Source organism: Stenotrophomonas genospecies 3, from assembly GCF_054473855.1.
Genome location: NZ_JBTMUR010000012.1, coordinates 88,418 through 113,911, shown reverse-complemented (window position 1 = coordinate 113,911; position 25,494 = coordinate 88,418). Strand labels below are relative to the sequence as shown.

Sequence of the window (25,494 nt, the reverse complement as noted above, 5' to 3'; positions counted from 1 at the left end):
TTGCGGTTGAACGCCTATTCTCGGGCCAGTGCCGCCCCGGCTCAACCAAGCAGCTGGGGCGAGTTCGGCAACGCGTCATCGTTCGACCGCGTCGAGGCCGGAAAGTGCCCTTCGATCAGGCTGGAGACCTCGTCGATGGCATCCTGCAGCGCTTCCACCGGATGGGAACCACGCAGGCCCTCGCGCAGGTGGGTGCAGACCCGCTGCCACTGTGCCGGGCTGACCCGGCCGTGCAGGCCCCGGTCGGCAACGATCTCGATCGCGTGATCGGCCAGCAGCAGGTAGATCAGTACACCGTTGTTGTGGGTGGTATCCCAGGTGCGCAGGCGGGCAAAGGCATGCTCGGCAGCCTGGCGCGGGGTGACCTTGTGCCACAGCGCGGCCAGCGGCAGGTCCGCTTCCACCGCGAACATCACCTGCCCACCGTGGCGCTGCTCACCGGCCGCGATGGCCTCGGTGATCGCCTGCAATGTGGCGGGCGGGAACGCGCGCCGTACCGACGGCGAAAACACGTGCCGACATAGACGTTGGATCATCACCAGCCCCCCGAAGCACCGCCACCACCGGAGCGGCCACCACCGCCACCCCAGCCGCCGCCACCACCAAATCCACCGCCCCCGCCGAAGCCGCCTCCGCCGCCCCAGCTGCCACCGCCCCAGCCGCCGCCGCCGGCAAAGCGGCCCGGATGACCGGAGAGCATGGCCACGATCAGCCCTACGACGCCTGCCAGGCCACTGGCCAGCAGCGTGGACGTGAACAGGAACGCCGCCAGCGCCGCACCGGCACCACCGAGCAGGCCTCGCAGCGGTCGCGGCACGCGCGAGAACACGCCGCGCAGGATGCTGCCGGCGAACACACCGATGAACAACGCCAGGAACCAGGTATCGCCGCCACCGCCGGGTTCCCGACCGCGATGGTCGCTGACCGGTGCCGGCAGCGTTTCGCCGTCGATCAGCTTGACCAGCACCGCCGTGGCGTCGGTGATGCCACCGGCGTAGTCGCCGCTGCGGAAGCGCGGCACCAGGTATTCCTGGATGACCCGGTTGGCGATGGCATCGGGAATGGCGCCTTCCAGACCGTAGCCCGGCTCGATGCGCACGCGCCGGTCGTCCTTGGCCACCACCAGCAGCACCCCGTCATCCACGCCCTTGCGGCCGATCTGCCACTGGTCGAAGACCCGCGTGGTGTACTGCGCGATGTCCTCCGGCTGGGTGGTCGGCACCACCAGCACCTGCAGCTGGCTGCCCTTGCGCTGCTGCAGTTCGATCGCCTGCTGCACCAGCGCCTGCTTCTGCGCGGCATCCAGCGTGCCGGTGGTATCGACCACCGGCGAATCCAGCGCAGGAACCGGCGCCAGCTGCTGCGCATGCGAGGCCAGCGGCAGCCACAGCAGCAGGGCCAGCAGCGCAAAGGCCAGGCGCATCGATCAGGTCCCCGGCTGCGGTGCCGGCTGCTGCTGCGGCGCGTTGCCGAAATCGACCGCCGGCGCGTTGGAGATCTGCGCTTCGTTGTCCACGGTGAAGTTCGGCTTGGTCTTGTAGCCGAAGATCTTGGCGGTGATCACCTGCGGGAACGAGCGGATGTAGGTGTTGTAGTCCTGCACCTGCTGGATGTAACGGCCACGGGCGACGGTGACCCGGTTCTCGGTACCTTCCAGCTGCGCCTGCAGGTCGCGGAAGTTCTGGTTCGACTTCAGTTCCGGGTAGTTCTCGGTGACCACCAGCAGACGCGACAGCGCGCTGCCAAGTTCGCCCTGGGCCTGCTGGAACTGCTTGAGCGAGGCTTCGTCGTCGGCATTGACGTTGATCTGGCCGACACGCGAACGGGCGTTGGTCACTTCAGTCAGCACGCGCTCTTCCTGGCTGGCGAAGCCTTTCACGGTCTGCACCAGGTTGGGCACCAGGTCGGCGCGACGCTTGTACTGGTTGATGACCTCCGACCAGCTGGCCTTGACCGCTTCATCCTTCTGCTGGATGGCGTTGTAGCCGCAGCCGGAGAGCAGGGAGGCCAACAGCATCAGGGGCAGGACACGGGTGAACAGGCGCATGGCGGAGGTTCCGGGTGGGCTTGGCGCCGAGCATGCCATGGTTCGGGTGAAAGACCGGCCATCGGGCGCCGCCCCCTCCGCGGTGGTTGTTTGCTGGTTCTCTGGGGGTGGCCGGGAGGGTGGGTTGGCTGGGGGGCGCTGCAAGTACGTCCATGTAAGCTCGATCGCCGCATCCATGCGGCTCACGCCCCAGCCAACCCACCCTCCCGGCCACGGACAATTTCCTGCGCACCGCGGGAAGATCACAAAGAAAAAAACAAAAGCAAAAGCCGGTTCTTCAGGCATTCGTGTCGACCAAGGTCGACACCTACCAAAGCAGAACGACGTTCCGACAGACCGCGGGAATCTGTCGAAGGCGGGGTGGGTCCGGTTGCGGGGGTGTCCGCGGCATGGATGCCGCGGCCAAGCCTCCATGGACGGATTCACGGCGTCCCCCGCAACCGGCCCCACCCCGCCAACCCACGGAATGCAGGCTGTTGCTGTTGCTTCGGCGGGTGCAGGGCGCAGCCCTGCCGGAAACCCTCCCCTCTCAGCAAGCCTCGGCCACCGCAGTGCGCGGACGCCCCAGCCATGCCAGCAGCAACCCCGAGGCCGCCAGCAGGCCACCGGCCACCGGAATCGCGGCATAGCCCAGGCCCGAACTGATCACCGCACCGCCCAGCGCCGCACCCACGGCATTGCCCAGGTTGAACGCACCGACGTTGATCGACGACGCCAGTCCCGGCGCCTCGCTGGCCGCTTGCATCACCCGGATCTGCAACGGCGGCACGATGGCGAAAGTCGCCGCACCGAACAGCAGCACGCCCAGCGCCGCCGTGGCGTGATTCATGAAGGCCAGCGGCAGCACGAACATCAACACGGCCAGGACCGCCAGCAGGATGCGGGTGGCACCATCCAGCGACCAGTCGGCCATGCGCCCACCGATGCCGTTGCCGAAGGTGAAGCCGATACCGATCAGCGCCAGCGACATCGCGATGAAGGCGTTGGAGGCACCGGTCAGTTCGGTCAGCACCGGTGCCACGTAGGTATAGAGGGTGAACATCGCGCCGGCGCCAAGCACGGTGGTAGCCATCGCCAGCAGCACCTGCGGCTGCAGGATCGCTCTCAGTTCGCGGCGCACGTCCGGGCGCGGCCCCGGCGCGGATGCCGGCAGCGCGAGGCCGAGCGCGGTGATCGCGACCAGGCCCAGCACCGCCGTGCCGGCGAAGGACAGACGCCAGCCCAGCTGCTGGCCCACCCAGGTGGCCAGCGGCACACCGCCGATGTTGGCGATGGTCAGGCCCATGAACATGGTGGCCACGGCGGCAGCCTGCTTGTCCTTCGGCACCAGGCTGGCGGCGACCACCGCACCGATGCCGAAGAAGGCACCGTGATTGAGGCTGGTGACCAGACGCGACAGCAACAGCAGGCCGTAGTTCGGGGCCAGTGCCGAGAGCAGGTTGCCGACCACGAAGATCGACATCAGCAGCATCAGCGCGGTGCGCTTGCCAAACCGTCCCATCAGCAGGGTCATCACCGGCGCGCCCAGCATCACGCCCACGGCATAGGCGGTGATCAGCATGCCGGCGGTGGGAATGTTCACGCCGACGCCGTCGGCAATGACAGGCAGCAGGCCCATCGGCGCGAATTCAGTGGTGCCGATGGCGAAGGCGCCGACAGCAAGGGCCAACAAGGCGGCTCTGGAGTTCATGGGGTCATCCTGCGTGGGGCAGGTCCTGGAAAAGAGCGCGTAGCCTGCGCGCTTTGTCGGCCCGGATTAAGCCTCGCCCCGGGAAAACACTGTTGACCTCAATTCACAGCTGGCGGGAACCTCCCCGTCGGGCATGGCCCGGCGAGCCCAATGGGTCCCATAACGCAGAACCCCCGGCGCTGGCCGGGGGGTCTGGGAGACACATTTGCCTGTGATCTGCTTACCAGTCGCCAGCACCCGGCACGTGGTGATCGCGTGCGCGGCGGCGCATCAGCAGGTTCAGCCATTCCACCAGCACCGAGAAGCCCATGGCGGCATAGATGTAGGGCTTGGGCACGTGCACGTCCAGGCCATCCAGGATCAGCACCGCACCGATCAGCAGGATGAAGGCCAGTGCCAGCATCTTCACGGTCGGGTTTGCGTCGATGAAGCGGCCCAGCGGGTTGGCGGCCAGCAGCATCACCAGCACCGACAGCAGGATGGCGGCGACCATCACCGGGATGTGATCGGCGATGCCGACGGCGGTGATCACCGAGTCCAGCGAGAACACGATGTCGATGATGGCGATCTGCAGGATGACCATGCCGAATACACCCGAGGCCTTGCTGGTGGCCGGGTTCTCGTCTTCGCCACCGGTGATCAGTTCCTTGATCTCCATGTAGCCCTTGATGATCAGGAACAGGCCACCGACGATCAGCACCAGGTCGCGGATGGAGATGCCCATACCAGCCACGGTGAACAGGTTGGCGGACATGTGCGCCAGATAGGCCAGCGACACCAGCAGGGCGATGCGGGTGATGCAGGCCACGGCGATGCCGAGCTTGCGCGCGAACGGGCGACGCTCTTCCGGCAGCTTGCTGACCGCGATGGAAATGAACACCAGGTTGTCGATGCCGAGCACGATTTCCAGTGCGCTCAGGGTGAACAGGGTCACCCAGGCATTGGGGTCGGCGAGGAACTCAAAGGACATGGAAACTCTTCAGGGCAGTGGGGGAATGGGGATCAGCCGTAATTGCCGGCCATTGCATGCGGGACCACGACCAGCGCCCAGCACAGAAGCACGTTCATCATCAGCACGAAGACCGCCGCCGAACCCATGTCCTTGGCGCGGCCGGCCAGCTCGTGGATCTCGCTGCCGTAACGTTCGATCACCGCCTCGATGGCCGAGTTGGCCAGTTCCATCGCCAGCACCAGCAGCATCGAGCCGATCAGCAGCGCACGCTCGACCGGGGTCTGGCCCAGCCAGACCGCGACCGGGGTCAGCAGGATCAGCAGGTAGACCTCCAGCCGGAACGAGGACTCATGCAGCCAGGCGGCGCGCAGGCCCTGCCAGGACCAGCGGGCGGCCTGGAAGATGCGGCGCGGGCCGCGGGGCAGATGGCCGAACTGATCAGCCACGGGTGGAACATCCAGCAACAGGGGCGCGGCGCAGCGACCGCTCAGACGCACGGCAGGGAATCATGGGTGCACAGGGATAGGCAGATGGCCGCCATTTTGCCACAAGGCCGCCAGCCGCATCCCGGCACCGGCCCGGTGAATGGACTGCCAGGGGCAAGCCCCGGCCCGCCCCAGCTTCTATGATGGCTTTCCCCTTCCCTGCTGGAGCGCCTGATGTCCCGTCGCCGTACCTGCCTGCTGATGCTGGGCCTGCTGACCGCCGCCCCCCTGGCCCAGGCGCTGAGCCCGGCCAAGCCGCCGCGCGTGCCCGAGCAGGTCTCCAACGTGGCCTGGGCCGGCGACATGGCCCACTTTGCCAGCGCCGACCAGGCCAGCCCGCCGCCACGGGGCGGCATCGAGTTCATCGGCAGCTCCTCGATCCGCATGTGGGAAGGCCTGGCAGCCGACTTCCCCGGCCAGCCGGTGTTCAACCGCGGCTTCGGCGGTTCGGAAGTGCGCGACAGCACCTGGTACGCCGACCGCATCGTGGTGCCGTATGCACCGTGCAAGGTGTTCTTCTACGCCGGTGACAACGACCTCAACAGCGGCCGCAGCGCCGTGCAGGTGCGCGACGATGTGGTCGCCTTCGTGCAGCGCGTGCACCGCGACCTGCCGAAGACGAAGGTGGAGTACCTGTCGATCAAGCCGAGCCCGTCGCGTGCGCACCTGCTGCCGGCGATCAACGAAGCCAACACGCTGATCAAGGCAGCTCTGGCCAGGCTGCCCAACACCGGTTTCACCGACGTCTACACGCCGATGCTCGGCACCGACGGCCAGCCGGATGCGTCGCTGTTCCGCGAGGACATGCTGCACATGACCCCGGCCGGCTATGCGATCTGGACCAAGGCGCTGGCGCCGAAGGTGAAGTGCAACTGAGCAACCCCATCCACGCATGGCGTGGATCTACTGCGGATCGCGGGAAACTGTCGAAGGCGGGGCGGTGTGGGTTTGCAGGACCGTTGGCGCCATGGATGGCGCCATCGAGCCCCCATGGACGGGTTTACGGCGTGTCCTGCAAACCCACACCGCCCCGCCATTTCACGGAATGCCCGCTTTTGATGTTGATGTCGCCTCGGCGGGTGCCGGGCGCAGCCCGGCAAAAGCCCTCTACCGGAAGATCACCGTCGCCTCGGTGCCCTGACCCGGCTCGCTGGCCAGGCTGACCTTCCAGCCAAAGCGATCGCACAGCCGGCGCACGATCGACAGGCCCAGGCCGGTGCCCTGCGGGCGGCTCGGCTCGGCGCGGTAGAACGGCTCGAAGGCCCGCGACAGTGCGTCGGCCGACATGCCGATACCGGTATCGCGCACCACCACCCGATCGTTGTGCACATGCACGTCGATGCGCCCTTCGTCGGTATAGCTGCACGCGTTGCGCACCAGGTTGCTGACCACCACCTGCAGCACCCGCGGCGGCGCATGCAGCTGCACCGGGCCATCGCTGTGCAGGTGCACCGACACCGGGCGCGTACCCAGCAGTTCGTTGGCGTTGTCCACTTCGTAGCGGACGATGTCGTTGACGTCGAACAGCTCGACCTGGGGCTCGACGTCGGCCTCGCGGGCCAGGATCAGGAAGGCATCGATCACCGCCTCCATGTCACGGCCGGCACGCTGGATGCGCTGCAGGCTGCGGCGCAGGCGCGGCTCCAGGCTGTCATCGCCCAGCGCCATGTCGCTGGCCACGCGGATGACGGTCAGCGGTGTGCGCAGTTCATGGCTGGCATCGCGGGTGAAATTGCGCTCGCGCGCCACGTGCGCGCTGACCCGGTTGGCCAGCGAATGCAGTGCGGCCGCCAGCTGACGGGTTTCGCCCTGCATGTCCGCCGGCAGCTTGTTCGGCTCCAGGTCGGCCGCCTCCGGGTGGCCCGGGTCCCAGCGCGAGACGCGTCGCGCCAGCCAGTTCACCGGCGATACCAGGCGCTTGGACGCACGATAGGTGACCCAACTGGCGCCATACACCGCCAGCAGGGTCAGCAGCACCGGCACGATGCCGAACCAGAACGCCAGCATTTCCGCGCGCGATCGCAGGAACACCAGGTACAGGCGGCCGGCCGGGCGCACATCGACCAGCACCAGCTGGTCGTCCTTGGGCAGTTCGTGGAAGCCGGGCTCCAGGTTGCGCAGATTGGCCGGCAACGACAGGGCCGACTGCCCGCTTTCCAGCAGGTAGCCACGGATGTTCTGGGTGTTGGGTGGCGGCTGCACCGGCGAGGCCTCGTGCAGCGTCCAGAAGTACGCCGCCTCCTCGCGCAGGGCGGCGCCGACCAGGCTGTGCTTGATCACCAGCGAAACCAGCCACGCACCGAGCAGGATGCCCAGGCTGGCCAGCACTGCCTGCAGGATGAAAGCGATACGGATCTTGCGCGGCAGGCCGTGCGGCATTGCGGGGTCCCGGTCAGAGCGCTGCGATTATAGGCAGCGCACCGCGCCGTTGGGATGCACGGGCGATGACCGGCGGCACTGCCGGACGGTCATCCCCTGCCCTTGTGCCTGGCCGCAGCCCGGCCCGGCCTGCGACTGCACCGGCGCGGGCCTGCTCAGGCCATCGGCTGGGCGATGTCGGCAATGCGGTAGCCGGCACTCTGCACGGTATGCAGCAGCGGACGGTCGAACGGCTTGTCGATGATCTTGCGCAGGTTGTACAGGTGGCTGCGCAGGGTGTCCGAATCCGGCAGGCCGTTGCCCCAGATCTCGCGTTCGATCTCCTGGCGGGTGACCACGCGCGGCGATTCGCGCATAAGGATGGTCAGCAGGCGCAGGCCGATCGGCGACAGCTGCAGCTCGGTACCGGCACGGGTGGCACGCATGCTGACCGGATCGAGCACCAGGTCGGCGACCTTCAGCACTTCCGAACCGACCTGGCGACGCTCGCGGCGGATCAGCGCGCGCAGGCGGGCTTCCAGCTCCTGGATCGCGAACGGCTTGGTCAGGTAGTCATCGGCGCCGAAACCGAGGCCGGTGAGCTTGTCGTCCAGCGTGTCGCGTGCCGTGAGCATCAGCACCGGGGTGGACTTGCGCGCATCGTTGCGCAGGCGACGGCACACTTCGATGCCATCCAGGCGCGGCAACATCAAGTCGAGCACCACGACGTCATAGCTGTTCTCCGCCGCAAGGCGGTAGCCATCCAGGCCGTCCTGTGCATAGTCGACTTCGAAGCCGCGACCTTCCAGGTATTCCCCGATCATCTCGGAGATGTTGCGGTTGTCTTCGACCACCAGCACCAAGCCGGAGGTCTCCTTCGTCTGACGCATGTGATTCCCTCTAACTTCAGCTTTGTGAAACATGCCGGATCGACGGTGGACGCGATGTGAAGTTCCGTCAAGAGGTAAACAAACGGTTCAGAGCAGCGGTCTGAGCAGCGGCCAGACGTTGTCCAGCACCTTCGGCTGCGCCTGTGCGGTCGGGTGCAGCCCGTCGGCCTGCATCATGCCCGGCTGCAGGGCCACGCCCTCCAGCAGGAAGGGCAGCAGCGGCACCTTGTACTGCGTGGCCAGCGCCTTGTAGGCCGCCGCCAGGCGCTGGCGATAGGCTGGCCCGTAGTTGGGCGGCACGTCGATGCCCAGCAGCAGCACCTTGGCACCGGCCTTCTGGCTGGCCTGCACCATCTTTTCCAGGTTGCCCTGCACCTGCGCCGGGGTCAGCCCGCGCAGTGCGTCATTGCCGCCAAGGGCAATCACCACCACGGTCGGCTTTTCCCTCGCCAGCAGGCCCGGCAGGCGGGTCAGTGCGCCGGCGGTGGTCTCCCCGCTCATGCTGGCGTTGACGATGCGCGCCGGTGTTTTCGACTGCTGCCTGACCCGCTGCTGCAGCAGGCTCACCCACCCGGCGTCGGCAGGGATATTGTGGGCAGCACTGAGGCTGTCGCCGAGCACCAGCACGGTGCCGGCCGGACCTTTGGCACAGGCCAGCCCGGGCAGCAGCAGGAACCCTAGCAGCAGCACCATCATCGCGCCGGCTCGCCGGCTCCATCCCGTCTTGCGCATTGGAGTCTCCTCATCGACAGCCTGTCCCCCCGCAGCGCGTCCGTTGCCATCGCCGTCGACCAGGTCGGCAAATCCGTGCAGGGCCCGGAGGGTGAAGTCCACATACTGGACAACATCACCCTGACCGTCCATGAAGGGACCAGCGCGGCCATCGTCGGTGCCTCCGGTTCCGGCAAGACCACCCTGCTCGGCCTGCTGGCCGGGCTGGACCTGCCCAGCCGCGGCCGCATCGCGCTGGCCGGCCAGGACCTGGCGGCGCTGGACGAGGAGACCCGCGCCCAGCTGCGCGCGCGTGAGGTCGGCTTCGTGTTCCAGAGCTTCCATCTGCTGCCGGCACTGACCGCCGCCGAGAATGTCGCGCTGCCGCTGGAACTGGCTGGGCGCGAAGACCGGGCGCGGGTCGAAGAAGTGCTGGCCCAGGTCGGCCTGGCCCATCGCGCCCGCCACTATCCGCGCCAGTTGTCGGGCGGCGAGCAGCAGCGCGTGGCACTGGCACGTGCCTTCGTCACCCGCCCGCGCATTCTGTTCGCCGACGAACCGACCGGCTCGCTGGACCACGCCACCGGCCAGCACATCAGCGACCTGCTGTTCGAACTCAACGCCGGCAGCGGCACCACCCTGGTGCTGGTCACTCACGACCTGCGCCTGGCCCAGCGTTGCCAGTACATCCACCGCATCGACGACGGCCGCCTGTTGCCGGTCGAGCGTGGGGCGCAGGCATGAACCTGCTGCGGCACGCGTGGCGCGCGCTGCGCCGCGAGGCGCTGGCCGGCGACCTGCTGACCGTGTTCGCCGCGCTGGTGCTGGGCGTGGCGGTGATGACCGCGGTCGGCACGCTGGTGAACCGGGTCAACCTGGCACTGACCGGCAGCGCAGCGGAAATGCTAGGCGGCGACCTCGGCATCGCCGGGCGCGATGACCCGCCGCAGGCGTTCGCCGACGAGGCGCAGCGGCGCGGACTGGCCTACACCCGTATCGCCAGCTTTGGCAGCGTGCTGTTCAACGGTGATGCCAGCCAGATGGCCAGCATCAAGGCGGTGCAGGCGGGCTATCCGCTGCGTGGCACGCTGCGGGTGCGGGCCACGCCCGGGGGCGCCTTGATCGACAACGCCGGCATGCCGGCCAAGGGCCAGGCCTATGCCGACCCACGCCTTCTCCAGGGGCTGGGACTGAAGGCCGGTGACGACCTTGAATTCGGCGCTGGCACGCTGCGCATCGCCGGCATCATCGAGGCCGAGCCGGATACCGGCGGCGACCTGCTTACGCTTTCCCCCACCCTGCTGGTCAACCGCGCCGATGTGGAAGGCACCGGCCTGCTCGGTCCGGGTAGCCGCATCAACTACCGGCTGATGTTCGCCGGAGCAGCAGAGCCGATCGCGGCACTTCGGCAATGGCTGCTGCCGCAGGTGAAGGGCCTGCGCCTGCTGAGTGTGGACGACACCCAGCGTGGCGTGCGCCAGGCGTTCGACCTGGCCGGGCGCTTCCTCGGCCTCAGCGCGCTGCTGGCGGTATTGCTGGCCGGTGTTGCCACGGCGCTGGCGGCGAACCGCTTCGCCCTGCGCCGCATCGACCAGGTGGCGATCCTGCGCTGCCTGGGCGCGCGCCAGCGCGACATCCTGTCCGGTCTGGCACTGCAGCTGCTGATGCTGGCGGTGCCGGCCTGCGCACTCGGCATCGGCCTGGGCATGGCGGCGCAGGAGGGCCTGGTGCAGGTGCTGGGCAGTCTGGTGCCGCAGCGCCTGCCGCTGCCCGAGGCAATGCCTGCGCTGACCGGTGCCGGCATCGGGCTGTTGCTGCTGTTCGGCTTCGGCCTGCCGCCGCTGCTGCGCCTGCGCGGGGTGCCGCCGATGCGGGTGCTCAACCGTTCCTTCGCCGCCCTGCCGCCGGCCTCGCTGCTGGCCTACGTGGCTGCCCTGGCGGCCAGCCTGCTGCTGGCGGTACAGGTCACCGGTGATCTCAAGCTGGCGCTGTGGGTGCTGGGCGGGTTGGCCGCGCTGGCGGTGGCGGCCGGCGTGGTCGGCTTCGTGCTGCTGCAGCTGCTGCGCGGCCTGCAGCACCGCCTGCATGGCCACTGGCGGCTGGGACTGGCCGCGCTGACCCGGCGCCGGATGCTGGCGGTGATGCAGCTGGTGGGGCTGTCGCTGTCGCTGTGCGCGCTGTTGCTGCTGGCGGTGACCGGCCCCGGCCTGCTGCAGCAGTGGCGCGAGCGACTGCCCGCGGATACGCCGAACTACTTCCTGATCAACATCCAGCCCGAACAGCGCGACAGCGTGCTGGCCGCACTGCGTGGACTGGGCGCCAACGACGCCAGCATCGAACCGATGGCCACTGGCCGCCTGATCGCGATCAACGGCAAGCCGCCGCTGCGCGTGGACCGCTCGCCTGAGCAGAACGGGCAGCCGGCACAGGGCGAAGGCCAGCGCGATGACGACGACGAGAACCGGCCGTTGAACTTCAGCTGGCGCAGCAGCTTCCCGCCGGCCAACACACTGGTCAACGGCACCTTCTGGAAGGCAGACAGCACCGCCGCCGAAGCCTCGGTGGAAATCGGCTGGGCCAAGCGCTACGGCGTGCATCCCGGCGACCGCATCACCATTGCGGTGGGCGAGCAGGAACGCGAGTTCACTGTCACCAGCGTGCGCAAGGCCGACTGGAACACTTTCCGTCCGAACTTCTTCGTGCTGCTGAACCCGAATGCGGTGGGCGATACGCCACACAACCTGCTGTCGGCATTCCATCTACCGGCCGGCAAGGCCGCCGGACTGGGCGAGCTGGTACGCGCGCAGCCGAACCTGTCGTTGCTGGACGTGGACGCGGTGATCTCGCAGGTGCGCGATGTGATGGAACGGGTGGCACAGGCGGTGCAGCTGGTGATGGTGTTCAGTCTGCTGGCCGGCGTGCTGGTACTGCTGGCCGCGCTGCAGGCCACGGCGGGCGAACGGCGCTACGACAGCGCGGTGCTGCGCACGCTGGGCGCGACCCGTCGCCAGCTGCGTGGCGCGGTGCTGGTGGAATTCGGTGCGCTGGGCACGCTGGCCGCGTTGCTGGCGGTGGGCGCGGCCGCTGCGATCGGCGTGGCGGTCTCGCAGAAGGTGTTCGAACTGCCGTTGCTGCCGCCGTGGCCGGGCCTGCTGATCGGCGGCGTGGTCGGCATCGGCTTGAGCCTGCTGGCAGGCTGGTGGGGTACGCGCGCGATCCTGCATACGCCACCGGCACTGGCCCTGCGCGAAGCCTGACGCGATCGTGACACGCTCGGGTGGGGCGCTATGCTGCGCGCCCCACCCGATCAGATCGTCCGGAAGCGCGGAAGGTTGCTCCCGTGCTCCCGAGGTTCAAGGAATGAAGATGAAATACGGCCTCTGTCTGCGCATCCTTCTGGCCAGTTCCCCGCTGCTCGGTGCGATGCTGCCTGCAGACGCCCGCGCGGCGGATGGCTATGTTCCTGACGCGGTGCAGGCCTTCTTACTGGAAACGGTGCTGGCAGACGAGGCGCAAGCCTTCCACGAGGGCCACCCGACCTATCTGGTTCCGGCCAGCGTGTCACGCACGCGCAGCGATGCCGACGTGGTGGCCGAACTGCGTGCTGAGTTCGACCGGTTCTACCGGGGCCAACCGAAGCCGAGAAAGGAAGTGGCGCACATGGCGATCCTCGTCGCACAGACCGCGCTGCTGCTGCCGGACCGGAGCGCCTGCAGCACGGATCGAGTGCGTTGCCACCAAGCTGCCATGGGCGTCCGCACCCGCGATGACGAGGCGAGCCTGCAGGCCACCCTACGTGCCTTCCAGGACGCGGGACTGGACCTGACCACGCTGGGTGGGCCGTCGTCCTGAGTGCATCGCATCCACGCATGGCGTGGATGCAGCGTGCGATCACCGATGGAGAGCGTGCCGAGCAAGCTCGGCACCTACCAGAAGCGGATATGCGGCACGGTAGATCCACGCCATGCGTGGATGCGGTGTGCGATCACCGACGAAGAGCGTGCCGAGCAAGCTCGGCACCTACCAGGAGCGGATATGCGGCACGGTAGATCCACGCCATGCGTGGATGCGGTGTGCAATCGCCAACGAAGAGCGTGCCGAGCAAGCTCGGCACCTACCGGAAGCAGGGGTCGGTAGATCCACGCCATGCGTGGATGCGGCTCACAACGCCTGCTGCTTTGCCCAAGCCACGGTCGTATCCATCGCACGCTGTATTCCCGAAAGCGTTGTGAACACGCAGAGCTCGTCCTTGGCATTGTCATCCCCTACCCGGTTGTGGACTTCGGTGTAGTCCGGAGGGCTTTCGAAAATGACGATACGGACGATGTTGCCGCTGATCAGATGCTTGGCGGAGAAAATGGGGTTGGCTTCGCGGTCTTTCGTACCATCGACGAAGAACACGTTGTAATGCGGGCTGCGGAAGTCTTCAGCACGCAGATTGGCCGCCCGGATGCCGGCCGTGAACGCGTCGAGGAAATGCTGTTCGAGACGATCATGGACTGCGGATCGGGCAGGTAGGTTTCGAACACCTGGCGCTCTTCCACGAGCATCAGCGACCCTCATTTTCGACCAATGGAATCGCAAAGACACGAACCACGTCGTGACCTGGGGGACCATCAGTGCGGCTCTCGCAGAAGCGAAAGCCGGCGAGCATGCCAGCATCTTCGAACACGGAGCGCACGATGTCGATTTCAGCCGAAGCCGCCCTGTCGGATTCGTGCCGACGGTGGCTCCCGAACGCGACCCCTTCGGGGCCTGGATAATAGAAGACGCTTGGAAGCAGGATGCCCTCTTGCGCGTGCAGCTCGAAGTCGGTGAAGCTCAATGCGAGGAACATCTTCGCATCGGCTGAATCACGTGCACGACCGGAAATGCGGACTGTTGAAAGCACGTGACTGCAGAGACTGAGCAGATAGGCCGAGGTCCATCGAGGCCCAAGGCGCTCCAGCACTCCATCAATCCGACTCAAGCGCGAGACAAGTTCCACCTCCTCGAAGTCGTCGATTTCGAGATGGAAACTGTCGATGTCGTCGCAGGCTTCGCCGGACAGCAGTTGGCTGCAGATTTCGGAGAGTTTCATCGACCGGCATGATCATGGGCGGAATGAACCACCCACCCTATCGCACACCCAACCTCCGAGCAGAGGTTTCGAGAGAATGTGGCGAATTACGTCAAAGCGATACGCATCAGGCGCCATGTAACGCGACCCCGAGCATGGATGCCACGTGCAATCGCCGGCGAAGAGCGTGCCGAGCAAGCTCGGCACCTACCAGAAGCGAACATGCGGCGCGGCACCTGACCAGAGGATCCGCGCCATGAATCGAGCAGGGCTCGACTTACTGGGCCTTTTCCACGTACTTGGCGAACACGTCGTCGATCTGCTTGTCCTTCACCTTCTTGCCGGCCTGGATCTCTTCGGCCTGGGTGAACATCGGGATGATCATCGCCATGCCGTCGATCTTGGTCTTCAGGTGCACGCCCGGCGCCTGGCCGAGGAAGCCGTCCCAGCGCTGGCGCACCTTGGCCCAGTAACCGGCAGTGGCCTTCCAGTAGTTTCGCGCCGGGGTGAAGTCGACCTCGGTGGTCTTCACGTAGTCGTTGAAGCCGAACTCGCGGGCGATCTCCACCTGGCTGCCATCGGCGTTGCGCTGCACCTTGGTGTTGAACTGCTCGTGGGTCCAGCCGTTCGGGGTCAGCGTGTGGCGGTTGATCACGGCCAGCGCGTTGTAGTCACTGCGCTTGGTGTACTCGCGGCGCGGCAGCGGACGCCAGCTCAGGTCGCTGGTCCAGCTCGGCACGTTGTTGGTGTAGGTCCAGGTGCCGGTGCCGCAATAGCGCGGTGCGTCGCTCACTTCGTATACGCACTGGGTCCAGGCGCCCTGGTTCACCGCCGCCGGAATGCTGCGCACCTTCCAGGTCTGGTCGGCACTGAACTCGAAACGGTTCGGTGCTTCGTACACCCAGTCCTGGCGCCAGTGCTTGGTGATGTGGCCGCTCTTCTCGTCCAGCAGCAGGTGCTGCAGCACGATGCGCTTCGGCGTGTCTTCGACCACGATGACCACTTCGCTGCCGCCGCTGCGCATCGCCGGCGCGCGCTCGTAGCCCGGCTTCAGCAGCACGGTCTCGTCGAAGGCGAAGTCCACGGTGTACTCACCCTGCATGGCAAGGATGCTGTCGTGGTCACGGGCGATATCGGAGGGCTGCGCGCTGGCCACGCCGCTGGCGGCGAGCACAAGCAGGGCGCTGGCTGTCTGGAGCTTCATCGGGGTCTTCCTTCGGGGTTGCAGATGCGTTGAGAGGCCGTCCGTGGCCGACAGGCGTTCCATCAGGAGTGGGTCACAGGCGGATCAGCGGCAGGTCGCCGGGAATCCGCGGCGCCGGACGCCGCGCGGCATCGGCACAGCAGCAATCGTCGATTGCCAGCTCGCCTTCGGCACCTTCCAGCCGTGCAATGCGGCGCGCGGTGGCTGCGCCCAGCGAGGACAGGGTCGACAGACTGGCGGCCAGCGTGCGGCCATCGTCGGCGGCATGCAGGCGCAGCGCGCACAGGCGCCAGCGCTGGCCACCCAGATGACCGGCCAGGCGCCGCCACAGGCGTTCGCCGACGCTGCCATCGCTGTCGTGCTCGGGCCCCGGCGGCAGCGCAGCCACCAGCCGGTCCCAGGCCAGGAAGTCGCTGTCCGGCAGCAGGTACAGGCGCCACACGCAGCGGCCGCGGCCATCGAGGAAGCACAGGCTTTCGCGCAGGCCTTCGCTGTCCACGCCCTGGCAGGCATGCACGCGTACGGCCTGGCGCCAGCCGCCCAGCTCGTTGCCGTCGGCGTGGTACAGGCACAGCACGGTGCCGAGCGTGGCCAGCTGTGCCGGGGTCGGCCAGGCCGCGCTGTTCGGCGCGGCGATGGAGTCATTCCTGCGTGCGGACAAGGCTCGGCTCATGAGATCACCAGGAAACGGCAAGGCTGGCGGAGAAGGTGCGGCCCGGGCTGCTGAAACGATCGCTCAGTGCGCGATCGGTGATCAGGCTCGGGGTGATCGACGACCATTCGATGTAGCGCTTGTCGGCCAGGTTGAACACGCCGACATTGAAGGTGGCACCCGGCGCGAAGTTCCAGTGCGCCATCAGGTCCAGCACGCCGTAGCCGGCCGGCTGGTAGACGAACGGCGCCGGTGCGTTCGGATTGGTCTGCGCCGCAGGCGGCGGCAGGCGCTTCTTGCGCTGCACGAAGGTACCGGCCAGTTCGACGCCCCAGGTATCGGTGTCGTACATCAGGCCCAGCGTGCCACGCAGCGGATCGACCGAGGCCAGCGGTTCGTCATCGGTCCGGTTGTCACCACGCGACCATGCCAACGCACTGCGCAGCGCCCAGCCCTTCAGCGCCGGGCTGAGTTCGCCGAACTCGATGCCGGCCTTCATTTCCGCGCCATAGATGCGCGCGTCGGCGATGTTCTGCGACTGGAACACGGTCAGACCCTGTGCGTTGCGACCGGTATCGACGTTGGACTGGATGAAATCCTTGTAGTCGTTGTAGTAGCCGCTGACGCTGACGTACGCCGCCGGCGCGATGAAGCGCAGGCCCAGTTCGTAACCGTCGCTGGTTTCCGGCTTCAGATCCGGGTTGGCGATGGCGGTATAGCGGAAGGCGACGTTGGTCAGGCCGATGTTGACGTCGTTGTACGGCGGCGAACGGAAGCCACGCGCATAACCGGCGAACAGCGACCATTCGTCGGTAAAGCGCCAGACCATGCCCAGCTTCGGTGACACGCTGGTCTTCTTCAGCTGGGCCACGGCCGTGGTCGGGTTGTCTTCGGCGAAGATGCTGTCCACTTCCGGCTTCAGCTCGTAACGGTCCACGCGCACGCCCGGCACCAGCGACAGCTTGCCGTCGGCCAGGCGCATTTCATCCTGCGCGTACAGGCCCAACTCGGTGGTCTTGCTGATCGGGAAGTCACGCACCGGGAAGGTGTCGGGGGTAACGATGTTGCTGACCACACCGGCACGGTTGACCTGGTAGCCGTCGCGCTTCTGGCGGATCTCGGTACGGGTGCCTTCGAAGCCGTAGGTCAATGCGTGCTCGACGCTGCCGGTGCTGAACGCCTTGTTGAACTGCGCCTGCAGGCCAAAGGCATGCTGGTCGAAGGAGAACACGCGGTGACGGCGGCTGCCGTCGGTGCGGGTCTCGTCGGTCTGCTGCCGCGTTTCGCTGTTCTGCGCATACACCTGCCAATGCAGGCTGTCGGCGAACGGCTGGTCCAGCGCATCCATTTCGTGGGCAAAGGACACGCGGGTACGCTTCTGCGTGTCGTGGGACTTCATGCCAGTAGCCGCAGCCATCGCGCCGGGGCGCGGTGCAACGCTGGCAATCGCCGACAACACATTGGTATCGGTGGTGTCTTCGTTGCCTTCCACGGTCAAGCGGAAGCGCTGGTCTTCGCTCGGTGCATAGACCAGCTTGCTGAGCAGGCTGCGGCCGTCGCGGTCCTGCGGATTGGACGCGGTACGGGTGTCGTTGTCGCTGCGCACCGTGCCCTTGTTGTCCGTTTCCTGGCCCTGGTGGTGGTTGACGTTGACCAGGCCGCTCCAGTGGTCGCCACCAAAGGCGGCGGTGGCACCGCCGAGCAGGCCCTTCCACTCACCGTCGTAGCCGAACTTCAGTCCGAAGTAGCTGTTCTTGCCGTCCTTGAGGTAGTCGGCCGGGTCCTTGGTGACGAACGCCACCACGCCGCCCAGCGCATCGGAGCCGTACAGCGAGCTGGCCGGGCCGCGCACGATCTCCACGCGCTTGAGCGTATCGAGGTCGGTGAAGTTGCGGTTGGAACTGGCGAACGAACCGATGTCGAACCGGGTCGGCATGACGATGCCGTCGGTCTGGATGCGCACGCGGTTGCCGTCCAGGCCACGGATGCGGAAACCATCCAGGCCGAAGCGGGTCGCGCTGCGGGTGACCGACAGGCCCGGCTCGTAGCGCACCAGATCCTTGATGTCCTGCACCAGATGCCGGTCCATCTGCTCACGGTCGATGACGTCCACGGTGGCCGCCACGTCACTCACGGCCCGCTCGGTGCGGGTGGCGGTGACCTGCACCCGATCGAATTCGCGCGCATCAGGGGCGGCGGTGGCAGCAGCGTGGGCGGACAGCGGCAACGCCATCCAGACAGCAAGACACAGGGCGGTATGGCGGGTCATCAGGTTCATTCGGTCAGGCAGGGGAACCCCCGGTTACCGGCACACCCGGAAGGTGCACGCGGTAGACCGAGGGGGAGAGAGCGGGAGCGGACGGGTCGCCCACCCTGTCGGCGCTGCCGGCAGGAGGGAGGGAGGCGGGCGACCAGGCCGCGATTACTTGGTCAGGATCAGCTTGTCGTTGCTAGTGTGCCGCAGGCGATAGAAGCGGTCGCCGTGCTGGATCAGGATTTCACGACGGCCCTTGAGCAGGGCTTCGCTGTCGATGACCTCTTCCGGCGGAACGACGCGGACCGGTCGATCGCGGAGGGTCAGCGTTTCGGGGCGCAGCAGTACAGGTTGAGCATTCATGAGCATCTGGACTCGTGCGAGGGACGAGTTAAATGATAATGATTCTCAGTTGACAATCAACAACCATTCTCAATTTCATTGATGAGATTAATGATCGAATTCTGAAATGCGATAGATTTCATCAATTGAAAGATGGAGCGGGCGGCTTTTGTAGAGTCGAGCCACGCTCGACTGCTCTCGCGCCGTCGCCTGGAAATGCCCGCGCTACGTGCGGAGTCGAGCATGGCTCGACTCTACGAAGACCCGACCAACCTGGAGTCGAGCGTGGCTCGACTCTCCAAAGGGTTGTCAGGCGAAGACGGCTTCGACCTGGGCCCAGCCGGCCGCGTCGACCTGCCCCAGCACGTCCAGTGCCTGCAGGTTCTGAAGCAGCTGGCTGACCCGGCTGGCGCCGAGGATCACGCTGGAAACGTTCGGGTTGCGCAGGCACCAGGCGATGGCCAGCGTGGCCGGGGCATGGCCGAGCGCGCGTGCCACCTCGCTGAAGCGCCGCACCTGGCCCAGGCGGGCCCCGGCGTCGGCCCCCAGCACCAGGTCCTGCAACCACTCCATGCCTTCCCGCCCCAGCCGCGCATCGGCCGGGATGCCCTGGTCGTACTTGCCAGTGAGCAGGCCCGAGGCGAGCGGCGAGAAGATGGTGGTGCCCAGGCCGGCACCCGCATACAGCGGCGCGTACTCGACCTCGACCCGCTCGCGGTGCAACAGGTTGTACTGCGGCTGCTCCATCGACGGGCCCTGCAGGTTGCGCGCCTCGGCGATGTCCAGCGCCTGCTGGATCTGCGCCGCCGACCACTCCGAAGTGCCCCAGTAGAGGATCTTGCCCTGCCGTACCAGGGTATCCATGGCGTGCACGGTCTCGGCGATCGGCGCGTCCGGATCCGGGCGGTGGCAGTAATAAAGGTCCAGGTAGTCCACCCGCAGGCGCTTGAGCGCGGCATGGCAGGCGTCGGTCACGTGCTTGCGCGACAAGCCGCGCTGGGTCGGCCGCGGGTCCTTGGCACTGCCGAAGAACACCTTGCTGGACACGCAGAAACCGTCGCGCGGCAGGCGCAGGTCGGTGATCACGTCGCCCATGACCTGTTCGGCACGGCCGTTGGCATAACCCTCGGCATTGTCGAAGAAGTTGACGCCATGATCCCAGGCGGCGGCCACCAGGTTGCGGGCCTCGTCGCGCGGGATCTGGTCACCGAAGGTCACCCAGGCGCCGAAGGACAAGGCGGAAATCGGCAGGCCGGTGGAGCCCAGGCGACGGTATTGCATGCGAATCTCCTGCTGCGGGCCCGCATCCGGGCCGGGATCGAACCCCATTCTACCCGCCGCCGCCAGCCGCAAGCCCTTGCCGTTGCTGGCCTGATCGGTACAGTTGGCCGCGCGCACGCTGCTTTTTCTTGCCCCGGCCCCTGCCCTGCACTAGGCTTCCCGTTTTTCGCGACGCCCCAGGGGAGTCACTCACATGGTCGAAGGTTTGGGCAGGATCGGCTTCGGCCTGTTCGGGTTGGCGGTGCTGATCGGCATCACCTGGTTGTTTTCCAATAACAAGCGCGCGGTTGACTGGAAGCTGGTTGCCACCGGTATCACTCTGCAGATCGCCTTCGCGGCGCTGGTGATCCTGGTGCCGGGCGGGCGCGACGTGTTCGACGCGCTGGGCAAGGGCTTCGTCAAGATCCTCAGCTACGTCAACGAGGGCTCGGGCTTCATCTTCGGCTCGTTGATGGACACCAAGAACTACGGCTTCATCTTCGCCTTCCAGGTGTTGCCGACCATCATCTTCTTCTCTGCGCTGATGGGGGTGATGTACCACCTCAACATCATGCAGGGCATCGTGCGTGTGATGGCCTGGTCGATCACCAAGGTGATGCGCGTGTCGGGTGCGGAAACCACCAGCGTCTGCGCCAGCGTCTTCATCGGCCAGACCGAGGCGCCGCTGACCGTGCGCCCGTACATCGCCAGGATGACCCAGTCCGAGCTGCTGACCATGATGATCGGCGGCATGGCGCACATCGCCGGCGGCGTGCTGGCGGCCTACGTGGGCATGCTTGGCGGCGGTGATCCGGCGCAGCAGGCCTTCTACGCCAAGCACTTGCTGGCGGCCAGCATCATGGCCGCGCCGGCCACGCTGGTCGTGGCCAAGCTGCTGATTCCGGAAACCGGCACCCCGCTGACCCGCGGCACGGTGAAGATGGAAGTCGAGAAGACCTCCAGCAACATCATCGACGCGGCCGCCGCCGGCGCCGGTGACGGCCTGAAGCTGGCGCTGAACATCGGTGCGATGCTGCTGGCCTTCATCGCCCTGATCGCGCTGCTGAACGCCCCGCTGACCTGGATCGGCGATGTGACCGGCCTGGCCGCCGCCATCGGCAAGCCGACCAACCTGTCGACCATCTTCGGTTACGTGCTGGCCCCGATCGCCTGGGTGATCGGCACCCCGTGGGCCGATGCCACCACCGTCGGTTCGCTGATCGGCCAGAAGGTCGTGATCAACGAGTTCGTGGCCTACACCGAGCTGTCGCAGATCGTGAACGGCCAGATCGCGGGCGTGAGCCTGTCCGAGGAAGGTCGCCTGATCGCCACCTACGCGCTGTGCGGCTTCGCCAACTTCAGCTCGATCGCGATCCAGATCGGCGGCATCGGCGGCCTGGCCCCGGAACGTCGCCACGATCTGGCCAAGTTCGGCCTGCGCGCGGTGTTGGGCGGTACCATTGCCACCTTCATGACGGCGACCATCGCCGGCGTGCTGACGCACTTCAGTTGAACCCTTGGTTGAGAAAAGATTCCCTATGAGCAGCAGTGTCGTTGTCGTCGGTTCCTTCAATGTCGATCACGTGTGGCGGTGCGAGTCGCTGCCGGCACCGGGTGCGACCATTGCCGGCCGTTACAGCACCGGCCCCGGTGGCAAGGGCTTCAACCAGGCCGTGGCGGCCTGCCGCGCCGGTGCCGACACGCACTTCGTATGCGCGCTGGGCGACGACGCTGGTGGCGCCACCGCCCGTGAGCTGGCCGCGCAGGACGGCTTCGGTCTGATCGCCGAAGCCAGCAGCGAACCGACCGGCACCGCCGGCATCTACGTCGATGCCCGTGGCCGCAACACCATCGTGATCGGACCGGGTGCCAACGCCGCGCTGAGCACCGACTTCCTGCAACAGCAGCAGGCCCTGCTGACCGGCGCCAAGGTGGTGCTGGTGCAGCTGGAATCGCCGGTGCAGACCATCGAAGCGGCACTGGCCACGGCCCGCGAGGCCGGCGTCACCACCGTGCTCAACACCGCACCGGCCGACGCCCCCTCGACCATCGGCCTGCTCAAGTTGGCCGATGTGATCACCCCGAACGAAACCGAGTTCGCAGCCCTGCTCGGCCGCCATGTCGGTGAGCGCGTGGATGCCAATGACGTCGCCGCGCTGGACGGTGCCAGCCTGCATGCGCTGTGCCGCAAGCTGGTCGGCAACGGCACCGTGGTGGTGACCCTGGGTTCGGTGGGTGTGTTCGTGTCGCATGCCGACGAGAACCTGCGCGGCGATACCCAGCCGTACTACCGCGTGGGTGCCGAACAGGTGCAGGCGATCGACACCACCGGTGCCGGTGACGCCTTCAACGGTGCGCTGGCCGCGTCGCTGGCGCAGGTGGCCGACGCCCCGTTCGCCCGCCACGTGCGCTTCGCCAACCAGTTCGCCGGTCGTTCGACCGAGAAGGAAGGCGCTGCTGCGGCAATGCCGCGCTTCACCCCGGCCGACGTGGAAGTGAAGTAGATCCACGCCATGCGTGGATGGGAAGGCCCGGGTGCGCTGGCATCCGGGCCTTTCTTTTGCCCATTGTCCAGCTCTGCGACCGCCTGCCGCATTGCCCTCACCCCGCCCCTCGCCGAACATCCGCGCAGCTTCTCTGCACGGGCAGGACATGGACGGATTCCCCTGGTTGCTGGTTGCCGCCGCCGGCAGTGCCATCGCAGCCTTGCTGCATATCGGCTGCATTGCCTTTGGGGCACCCTGGTACCGGTGGTTCGGCGCTGGCCAGCGCATGGTCCGGCTGGCACAGGCGGGGCATTGGTGGCCACCACTGATGACCGCCGGCATTACTGCCGTGCTGGTGGCCTGGACGCTGTACGCGCTGGCAGCCGCAGGCTGGCATTCGCCGCTGCCGGCCACCCGTCCGGTGCTGTCGGGCATCGCCCTGCTGTTGCTGGTGCGCGCGGCGATGGGCTTCGGGCTGGCGCTGCTCCGGCCCGGCTACAACGGCCGGTACTTCTGGGTAGTCAGTTCACTGGCCTGCCTCAGCCTGGGGCTGGCCTTCGCGTTGGGTACCCGCCAGGCCTGGCAGAGCCTGGGGTAGCCGCCTACCATCGCCCGCCCCTGGGGGCGGCGGAAGCAACCGTCAAGCATCTGTTGATGCCGGTACGGCATGAGCTGGGTGCGGATCGGCCTGAACCGGAACGCCCCCGACACGGCCGTACCGCCGCCCGCGCCCTACAATGGGCGCATGCAGATCGGCCCGTACACCATTGCCCCCAACGTCGTGCTGGCGCCCATGGCCGGCGTCACCGACAAGCCTTTCCGCCTGCTGTGCAAACGGCTGGGCGCGGGACTGGCCGCCTCGGAAATGACCATCAGCGACCCGCGCTTCTGGACCACGCGCAAGTCGATCCATCGCATGGACCATGACGGCGAGCCGGCACCGATCAGCGTGCAGATCGCCGGCACCGAGCCGCAGCAGCTGGCCGAGGCCGCGCGCTACAACGTGGACCACGGCGCGCAGATCATCGACATCAACATGGGCTGCCCGGCCAAGAAGGTGTGCAACGCCTGGGCCGGTTCGGCACTGATGCGCGACGAGCAGCTGGTGGCGCGCATCCTCGAAGCCGTGGTCAACGCGGTGGACGTGCCGGTCACGCTGAAGATCCGTACCGGTTGGGACTGCGACCATCGCAATGGTCCGGTGATCGCGCGCATCGCAGAGAACAGCGGTATCGCCGCACTGGCGGTGCACGGCCGCACCCGCGACCAGCACTACACCGGCCAGGCCGAGTACGCCACGATCGGCGAGATCAAGGCCGCACTCCGCATTCCGGTGATCGCCAACGGCGATATCGATTCGCCGCAGAAGGCCGCCTACGTCCTGAAGGAAACCGGCGTGGATGCAGTGATGATCGGCCGCTCGGCACAGGGCCGGCCATGGATCTTCCGCGAGGTGGCGCATTACCTGGCCACCGGCGAGGAACTGCCGCCGCCGTCACTGGCGGAAGTGCGCGACATCCTGCTTGGTCACCTGCATGCGCTGCATGCGTTCTATGGCGAGCCGCAGGGCGTGCGCATCGCGCGCAAGCACCTGGGCTGGTACGCCAAGGACCGGCCGGAGAATGCCGCCTTCCGCGCGGTGGTCAACCGTGCCGAAGATCCGGCCAGCCAGATCGCATTGACGACCGAGTACTTCGACCGCCTGATTGCCGGGGAACCGGCGTTGTCTTCGGCAGCCTGAGCGCGCCAGCCCCTCGTAACCCGCCCGACTGCCTTGATCCGTAGAGTCGAGCTTGCTCGACTGCTCCACACCGTAGAGTCGAGCGTGCTCGACTGGCTTTCTGAACAGTCGAGCGAGCTCGACTCTACGCGCCCCTTCCATTGATCACGATCGACGCTACAAGAGCCCGCCCCCATGACCCCGCCGATCTCCTCCCCGACCTACCTGCACGGATTCTCCGGCACCGAGCAGCAGCGCCTGATGACCCAAGCACGGCTGCTGGAATCGAGCATCTTCGGCCAGATCGACTACAGCGGCGCGCGTCGCCTGCTGGAAGTCGGCAGCGGCGTCGGCGCGCAGACCGAAATCCTGCTGCGCCGCTTCCCCGATCTGCACGTGACCGGCGTGGACCTGAGCGAAACACAGCTGGCCACCGCGCGCGAGAACCTGGCGCGCACACCGTGGTGCAGCGACCGCTACACCCTGCAGCAGGCCGACGCCGGCGAGCTGCCGTTCGAAGCACGCAGCTTCGACGCGGCGTTCCTGTGCTGGGTGCTGGAGCACGTGCCGTCACCAGCACGCGTATTGAGCGAAGTGCGCCGCGTGCTGGCCCCGGGTTCGCCGGTCTACATCACCGAGGTGATGAATGCCTCGTTCCTGCTCGACCCGTATTCGCCGCATATCTGGCGCTACTGGATGGCCTTCAACGATTTCCAGTACGACCACGGGGGAGATCCGTTCGTCGGCGCCAAGCTGGGCAACCTGCTGCTGGCCGGCGGCTTCCGCGACGTGCACACCGAGATCAAGACCATCCACCTGGACAACCGCGAACCGGCCCGTCGCAAGACGATGATCGCGTTCTGGGAACAACTGCTGCTGTCGGCTGCCGACCAGCTGTTGCAGGCCGGATCGGTGGACGAGGAAACCGTGGAAGGCATGCGTCGCGAGTTCCGTCTGGTGCAGAACGACCCGAACGCGGTGTTCTTCTATTCGTTCGTGCAGGGCCGCGCCACGGTGTATTGATTCGGTAGAGCCACGCCATGCGTGGCTGCCTTCCGATGCCCGCACCATCCACGCATGGCGTGGATCTGCGGATGCGACACTGCACTGCCGATGGAGGCAGTAGAGCGCACGCCATGCGTGGCTGTCTTCGCCAATGTCCGCGCCATCCACGCATGGCGTGGATCTACGGATGCGACACTGCACTGCCGATGGAGGCAGTAGAGCCACGCCATGCGTGGCTGCCTTCCGATGCCCGCACCATCCACGCATGGCGTGGATCTGCGGATGCGACACTGCACTGCCGATTGAGGCAGTAGAGCCACGCCATGCGTGGCTGTCTTCGCCAATGTCCGCGCCATCCACGCATGGCGTGGATCTACTG

At 66.8% G+C, this 25,494-nt stretch carries 25 protein-coding genes; 9 read left to right on the top strand and 16 right to left on the bottom strand.

The genetic code is table 11. From position 1 onward, the window contains the following. Positions 1 to 41: 41 nt before the first annotated feature. The 6 genes from ACX9OT_RS16555 to ACX9OT_RS16530 form a co-directional block, all read right to left on the bottom strand. Positions 42 to 536, bottom strand: a complete 495-nt coding sequence (locus tag ACX9OT_RS16555) for a TPM domain-containing protein (protein WP_111202427.1) — start codon at positions 534 to 536, stop codon at positions 42 to 44. Continuing rightward, positions 536 to 1,423, bottom strand: a complete 888-nt coding sequence (locus ACX9OT_RS16550) for a TPM domain-containing protein (protein ID WP_459002921.1) — start codon at positions 1,421 to 1,423, stop codon at positions 536 to 538. The genes ACX9OT_RS16555 and ACX9OT_RS16550 overlap by 1 nt, the downstream gene beginning before the upstream one ends. A 3-nt stretch (positions 1,424 to 1,426) precedes the next feature. Next, complete coding sequence (locus tag ACX9OT_RS16545) at positions 1,427 to 2,047, bottom strand: LemA family protein (RefSeq protein WP_032130538.1); 621 nt, start codon at positions 2,045 to 2,047, stop codon at positions 1,427 to 1,429. A gap of 529 nt (positions 2,048 to 2,576) precedes the next feature. After that, the gene (locus tag ACX9OT_RS16540; protein WP_032129923.1) at positions 2,577 to 3,737 is read right to left on the bottom strand and encodes an MFS transporter; all 1,161 of its coding nucleotides are present in this window, start codon (positions 3,735 to 3,737) and stop codon (positions 2,577 to 2,579) included. 220 nt (positions 3,738 to 3,957) lie between these two features. After that, entirely contained in the window at positions 3,958 to 4,707 is a 750-nt protein-coding gene (locus ACX9OT_RS16535) for a TerC family protein (protein WP_004144462.1), read from the bottom strand. Between the two features lie 32 nt (positions 4,708 to 4,739). Continuing rightward, complete coding sequence (locus ACX9OT_RS16530) at positions 4,740 to 5,135, bottom strand: diacylglycerol kinase (protein WP_032129924.1); 396 nt, start codon at positions 5,133 to 5,135, stop codon at positions 4,740 to 4,742. A gap of 213 nt (positions 5,136 to 5,348) precedes the next feature. On the opposite strand from ACX9OT_RS16530, the gene ACX9OT_RS16525 reads away from it, so the two are divergent. Beyond that, positions 5,349 to 6,050, top strand: a complete 702-nt coding sequence (locus ACX9OT_RS16525) for an SGNH/GDSL hydrolase family protein (RefSeq protein WP_149908804.1) — start codon at positions 5,349 to 5,351, stop codon at positions 6,048 to 6,050. A 231-nt stretch (positions 6,051 to 6,281) separates the two neighbouring features. Here ACX9OT_RS16525 and ACX9OT_RS16520 read toward each other — a convergent pair whose 3' ends face one another. From ACX9OT_RS16520 to ACX9OT_RS16510, 3 genes are all read right to left on the bottom strand, one after another. Next, the gene (locus tag ACX9OT_RS16520) at positions 6,282 to 7,553 is read right to left on the bottom strand and encodes a sensor histidine kinase (RefSeq protein WP_032129926.1); all 1,272 of its coding nucleotides are present in this window, start codon (positions 7,551 to 7,553) and stop codon (positions 6,282 to 6,284) included. A 155-nt stretch (positions 7,554 to 7,708) separates the two neighbouring features. Then, on the bottom strand, positions 7,709 to 8,422 hold the full coding sequence (locus ACX9OT_RS16515; protein WP_002811889.1) for a response regulator transcription factor: 714 nt from the start codon (positions 8,420 to 8,422) through the stop codon (positions 7,709 to 7,711). Positions 8,423 to 8,509: 87 nt separating this feature from the next. Next, positions 8,510 to 9,154: an arylesterase gene (locus tag ACX9OT_RS16510; protein WP_164079798.1), complete on the bottom strand. Its 645-nt coding sequence runs from the start codon at positions 9,152 to 9,154 to the stop codon at positions 8,510 to 8,512. Positions 9,155 to 9,229: 75 nt separating this feature from the next. On the opposite strand from ACX9OT_RS16510, the gene ACX9OT_RS16505 reads away from it, so the two are divergent. The 3 genes from ACX9OT_RS16505 (at position 9,230) to ACX9OT_RS16495 (ending at position 12,985) form a co-directional block, all read left to right on the top strand. After that, positions 9,230 to 9,877, top strand: coding sequence for an ABC transporter ATP-binding protein (locus tag ACX9OT_RS16505; protein ID WP_100437902.1), 648 nt, complete (start codon positions 9,230 to 9,232; stop codon positions 9,875 to 9,877). Next, complete coding sequence (locus ACX9OT_RS16500; RefSeq protein ID WP_459002916.1) at positions 9,874 to 12,390, top strand: ABC transporter permease; 2,517 nt, start codon at positions 9,874 to 9,876, stop codon at positions 12,388 to 12,390. Before ACX9OT_RS16505 ends, ACX9OT_RS16500 begins: the two co-directional genes overlap by 4 nt. 103 nt (positions 12,391 to 12,493) lie before the next feature. Next, a complete protein-coding gene (locus tag ACX9OT_RS16495; protein ID WP_459002914.1) occupies positions 12,494 to 12,985 on the top strand; it encodes a hypothetical protein in 492 nt (163 codons plus the stop codon). A 309-nt stretch (positions 12,986 to 13,294) separates the two neighbouring features. Here the strand turns inward: ACX9OT_RS16495 and ACX9OT_RS16490 are convergent, their stop codons facing one another. From ACX9OT_RS16490 to ACX9OT_RS16460, 7 genes are all read right to left on the bottom strand, one after another. Next, the gene (locus ACX9OT_RS16490) at positions 13,295 to 13,696 is read right to left on the bottom strand and encodes a hypothetical protein (RefSeq protein ID WP_149908801.1); all 402 of its coding nucleotides are present in this window, start codon (positions 13,694 to 13,696) and stop codon (positions 13,295 to 13,297) included. After that, on the bottom strand, positions 13,683 to 14,213 hold the full coding sequence (locus ACX9OT_RS16485) for a hypothetical protein (protein ID WP_149908800.1): 531 nt from the start codon (positions 14,211 to 14,213) through the stop codon (positions 13,683 to 13,685). The genes ACX9OT_RS16490 and ACX9OT_RS16485 overlap by 14 nt, the downstream gene beginning before the upstream one ends. A 256-nt stretch (positions 14,214 to 14,469) precedes the next feature. After that, on the bottom strand, positions 14,470 to 15,396 hold the full coding sequence (locus ACX9OT_RS16480; protein ID WP_032129933.1) for a DUF6607 family protein: 927 nt from the start codon (positions 15,394 to 15,396) through the stop codon (positions 14,470 to 14,472). A 73-nt stretch (positions 15,397 to 15,469) separates the two neighbouring features. After that, positions 15,470 to 16,069, bottom strand: a complete 600-nt coding sequence (locus ACX9OT_RS16475) for a ChuX/HutX family heme-like substrate-binding protein (RefSeq protein ID WP_106467099.1) — start codon at positions 16,067 to 16,069, stop codon at positions 15,470 to 15,472. A gap of 4 nt (positions 16,070 to 16,073) precedes the next feature. Beyond that, on the bottom strand, positions 16,074 to 18,317 hold the full coding sequence (locus ACX9OT_RS16470; protein ID WP_459002910.1) for a TonB-dependent hemoglobin/transferrin/lactoferrin family receptor: 2,244 nt from the start codon (positions 18,315 to 18,317) through the stop codon (positions 16,074 to 16,076). A gap of 153 nt (positions 18,318 to 18,470) precedes the next feature. After that, entirely contained in the window at positions 18,471 to 18,665 is a 195-nt protein-coding gene (gene hemP / locus ACX9OT_RS16465) for a hemin uptake protein HemP (protein ID WP_005412278.1), read from the bottom strand. Between the two features lie 288 nt (positions 18,666 to 18,953). Beyond that, on the bottom strand, positions 18,954 to 19,925 hold the full coding sequence (locus tag ACX9OT_RS16460) for an aldo/keto reductase (RefSeq protein ID WP_458074518.1): 972 nt from the start codon (positions 19,923 to 19,925) through the stop codon (positions 18,954 to 18,956). Positions 19,926 to 20,118: 193 nt separating this feature from the next. On the opposite strand from ACX9OT_RS16460, the gene ACX9OT_RS16455 reads away from it, so the two are divergent. From ACX9OT_RS16455 to ACX9OT_RS16435, 5 genes are all read left to right on the top strand, one after another. Then, on the top strand, positions 20,119 to 21,417 hold the full coding sequence (locus ACX9OT_RS16455) for a NupC/NupG family nucleoside CNT transporter (protein WP_010481870.1): 1,299 nt from the start codon (positions 20,119 to 20,121) through the stop codon (positions 21,415 to 21,417). Between the two features lie 25 nt (positions 21,418 to 21,442). Next, complete coding sequence (locus ACX9OT_RS16450) at positions 21,443 to 22,408, top strand: ribokinase (protein ID WP_132809230.1); 966 nt, start codon at positions 21,443 to 21,445, stop codon at positions 22,406 to 22,408. A 148-nt stretch (positions 22,409 to 22,556) separates the two neighbouring features. Beyond that, positions 22,557 to 22,988 carry a hypothetical protein gene (locus tag ACX9OT_RS16445; protein WP_459002907.1) on the top strand — a complete coding sequence of 144 codons (432 nt, stop codon included), beginning with the start codon at positions 22,557 to 22,559 and terminating at the stop codon, positions 22,986 to 22,988. 147 nt (positions 22,989 to 23,135) lie between these two features. After that, complete coding sequence (gene dusB / locus ACX9OT_RS16440; RefSeq protein WP_049425080.1) at positions 23,136 to 24,131, top strand: tRNA dihydrouridine synthase DusB; 996 nt, start codon at positions 23,136 to 23,138, stop codon at positions 24,129 to 24,131. Positions 24,132 to 24,305: 174 nt separating this feature from the next. Further along, positions 24,306 to 25,133 carry a class I SAM-dependent methyltransferase gene (locus ACX9OT_RS16435; RefSeq protein ID WP_032129690.1) on the top strand — a complete coding sequence of 276 codons (828 nt, stop codon included), beginning with the start codon at positions 24,306 to 24,308 and terminating at the stop codon, positions 25,131 to 25,133. Positions 25,134 to 25,494: the final 361 nt, after the last annotated feature.

Bases quoted from the DNA above. Each gene is read 5' to 3' on its own strand.
- ACX9OT_RS16480 (WP_032129933.1), bottom strand. From the start codon at position 15,396: ATGAAGCTCCAGACAGCCAGCGCCCTGCTTGTGCTCGCCGCCAGCGGC.
- ACX9OT_RS16500 (WP_459002916.1), top strand. From the start codon at position 9,874: ATGAACCTGCTGCGGCACGCGTGGCGCGCGCTGCGCCGCGAGGCGCTG.
- ACX9OT_RS16525 (WP_149908804.1), top strand. From the start codon at position 5,349: ATGTCCCGTCGCCGTACCTGCCTGCTGATGCTGGGCCTGCTGACCGCC.
- ACX9OT_RS16475 (WP_106467099.1), bottom strand. From the start codon at position 16,069: ATGAGCCGAGCCTTGTCCGCACGCAGGAATGACTCCATCGCCGCGCCG.
- ACX9OT_RS16550 (WP_459002921.1), bottom strand. From the start codon at position 1,423: ATGCGCCTGGCCTTTGCGCTGCTGGCCCTGCTGCTGTGGCTGCCGCTG.
- ACX9OT_RS16540 (WP_032129923.1), bottom strand. From the start codon at position 3,737: ATGAACTCCAGAGCCGCCTTGTTGGCCCTTGCTGTCGGCGCCTTCGCC.
- ACX9OT_RS16485 (WP_149908800.1), bottom strand. From the start codon at position 14,213: ATGAAACTCTCCGAAATCTGCAGCCAACTGCTGTCCGGCGAAGCCTGC.
- ACX9OT_RS16495 (WP_459002914.1), top strand. From the start codon at position 12,494: ATGAAGATGAAATACGGCCTCTGTCTGCGCATCCTTCTGGCCAGTTCC.
- ACX9OT_RS16515 (WP_002811889.1), bottom strand. From the start codon at position 8,422: ATGCGTCAGACGAAGGAGACCTCCGGCTTGGTGCTGGTGGTCGAAGAC.
- ACX9OT_RS16490 (WP_149908801.1), bottom strand. From the start codon at position 13,696: ATGAGGGTCGCTGATGCTCGTGGAAGAGCGCCAGGTGTTCGAAACCTA.
- ACX9OT_RS16460 (WP_458074518.1), bottom strand. From the start codon at position 19,925: ATGCAATACCGTCGCCTGGGCTCCACCGGCCTGCCGATTTCCGCCTTG.
- ACX9OT_RS16555 (WP_111202427.1), bottom strand. From the start codon at position 536: ATGATCCAACGTCTATGTCGGCACGTGTTTTCGCCGTCGGTACGGCGC.
- dusB (WP_049425080.1), top strand. From the start codon at position 23,136: ATGCAGATCGGCCCGTACACCATTGCCCCCAACGTCGTGCTGGCGCCC.
- ACX9OT_RS16445 (WP_459002907.1), top strand. From the start codon at position 22,557: ATGGACGGATTCCCCTGGTTGCTGGTTGCCGCCGCCGGCAGTGCCATC.
- ACX9OT_RS16520 (WP_032129926.1), bottom strand. From the start codon at position 7,553: ATGCCGCACGGCCTGCCGCGCAAGATCCGTATCGCTTTCATCCTGCAG.
- ACX9OT_RS16470 (WP_459002910.1), bottom strand. From the start codon at position 18,317: ATGACCCGCCATACCGCCCTGTGTCTTGCTGTCTGGATGGCGTTGCCG.
- hemP (WP_005412278.1), bottom strand. From the start codon at position 18,665: ATGAATGCTCAACCTGTACTGCTGCGCCCCGAAACGCTGACCCTCCGC.
- ACX9OT_RS16435 (WP_032129690.1), top strand. From the start codon at position 24,306: ATGACCCCGCCGATCTCCTCCCCGACCTACCTGCACGGATTCTCCGGC.
- ACX9OT_RS16450 (WP_132809230.1), top strand. From the start codon at position 21,443: ATGAGCAGCAGTGTCGTTGTCGTCGGTTCCTTCAATGTCGATCACGTG.
- ACX9OT_RS16535 (WP_004144462.1), bottom strand. From the start codon at position 4,707: ATGTCCTTTGAGTTCCTCGCCGACCCCAATGCCTGGGTGACCCTGTTC.
- ACX9OT_RS16545 (WP_032130538.1), bottom strand. From the start codon at position 2,047: ATGCGCCTGTTCACCCGTGTCCTGCCCCTGATGCTGTTGGCCTCCCTG.
- ACX9OT_RS16455 (WP_010481870.1), top strand. From the start codon at position 20,119: ATGGTCGAAGGTTTGGGCAGGATCGGCTTCGGCCTGTTCGGGTTGGCG.
- ACX9OT_RS16510 (WP_164079798.1), bottom strand. From the start codon at position 9,154: ATGCGCAAGACGGGATGGAGCCGGCGAGCCGGCGCGATGATGGTGCTG.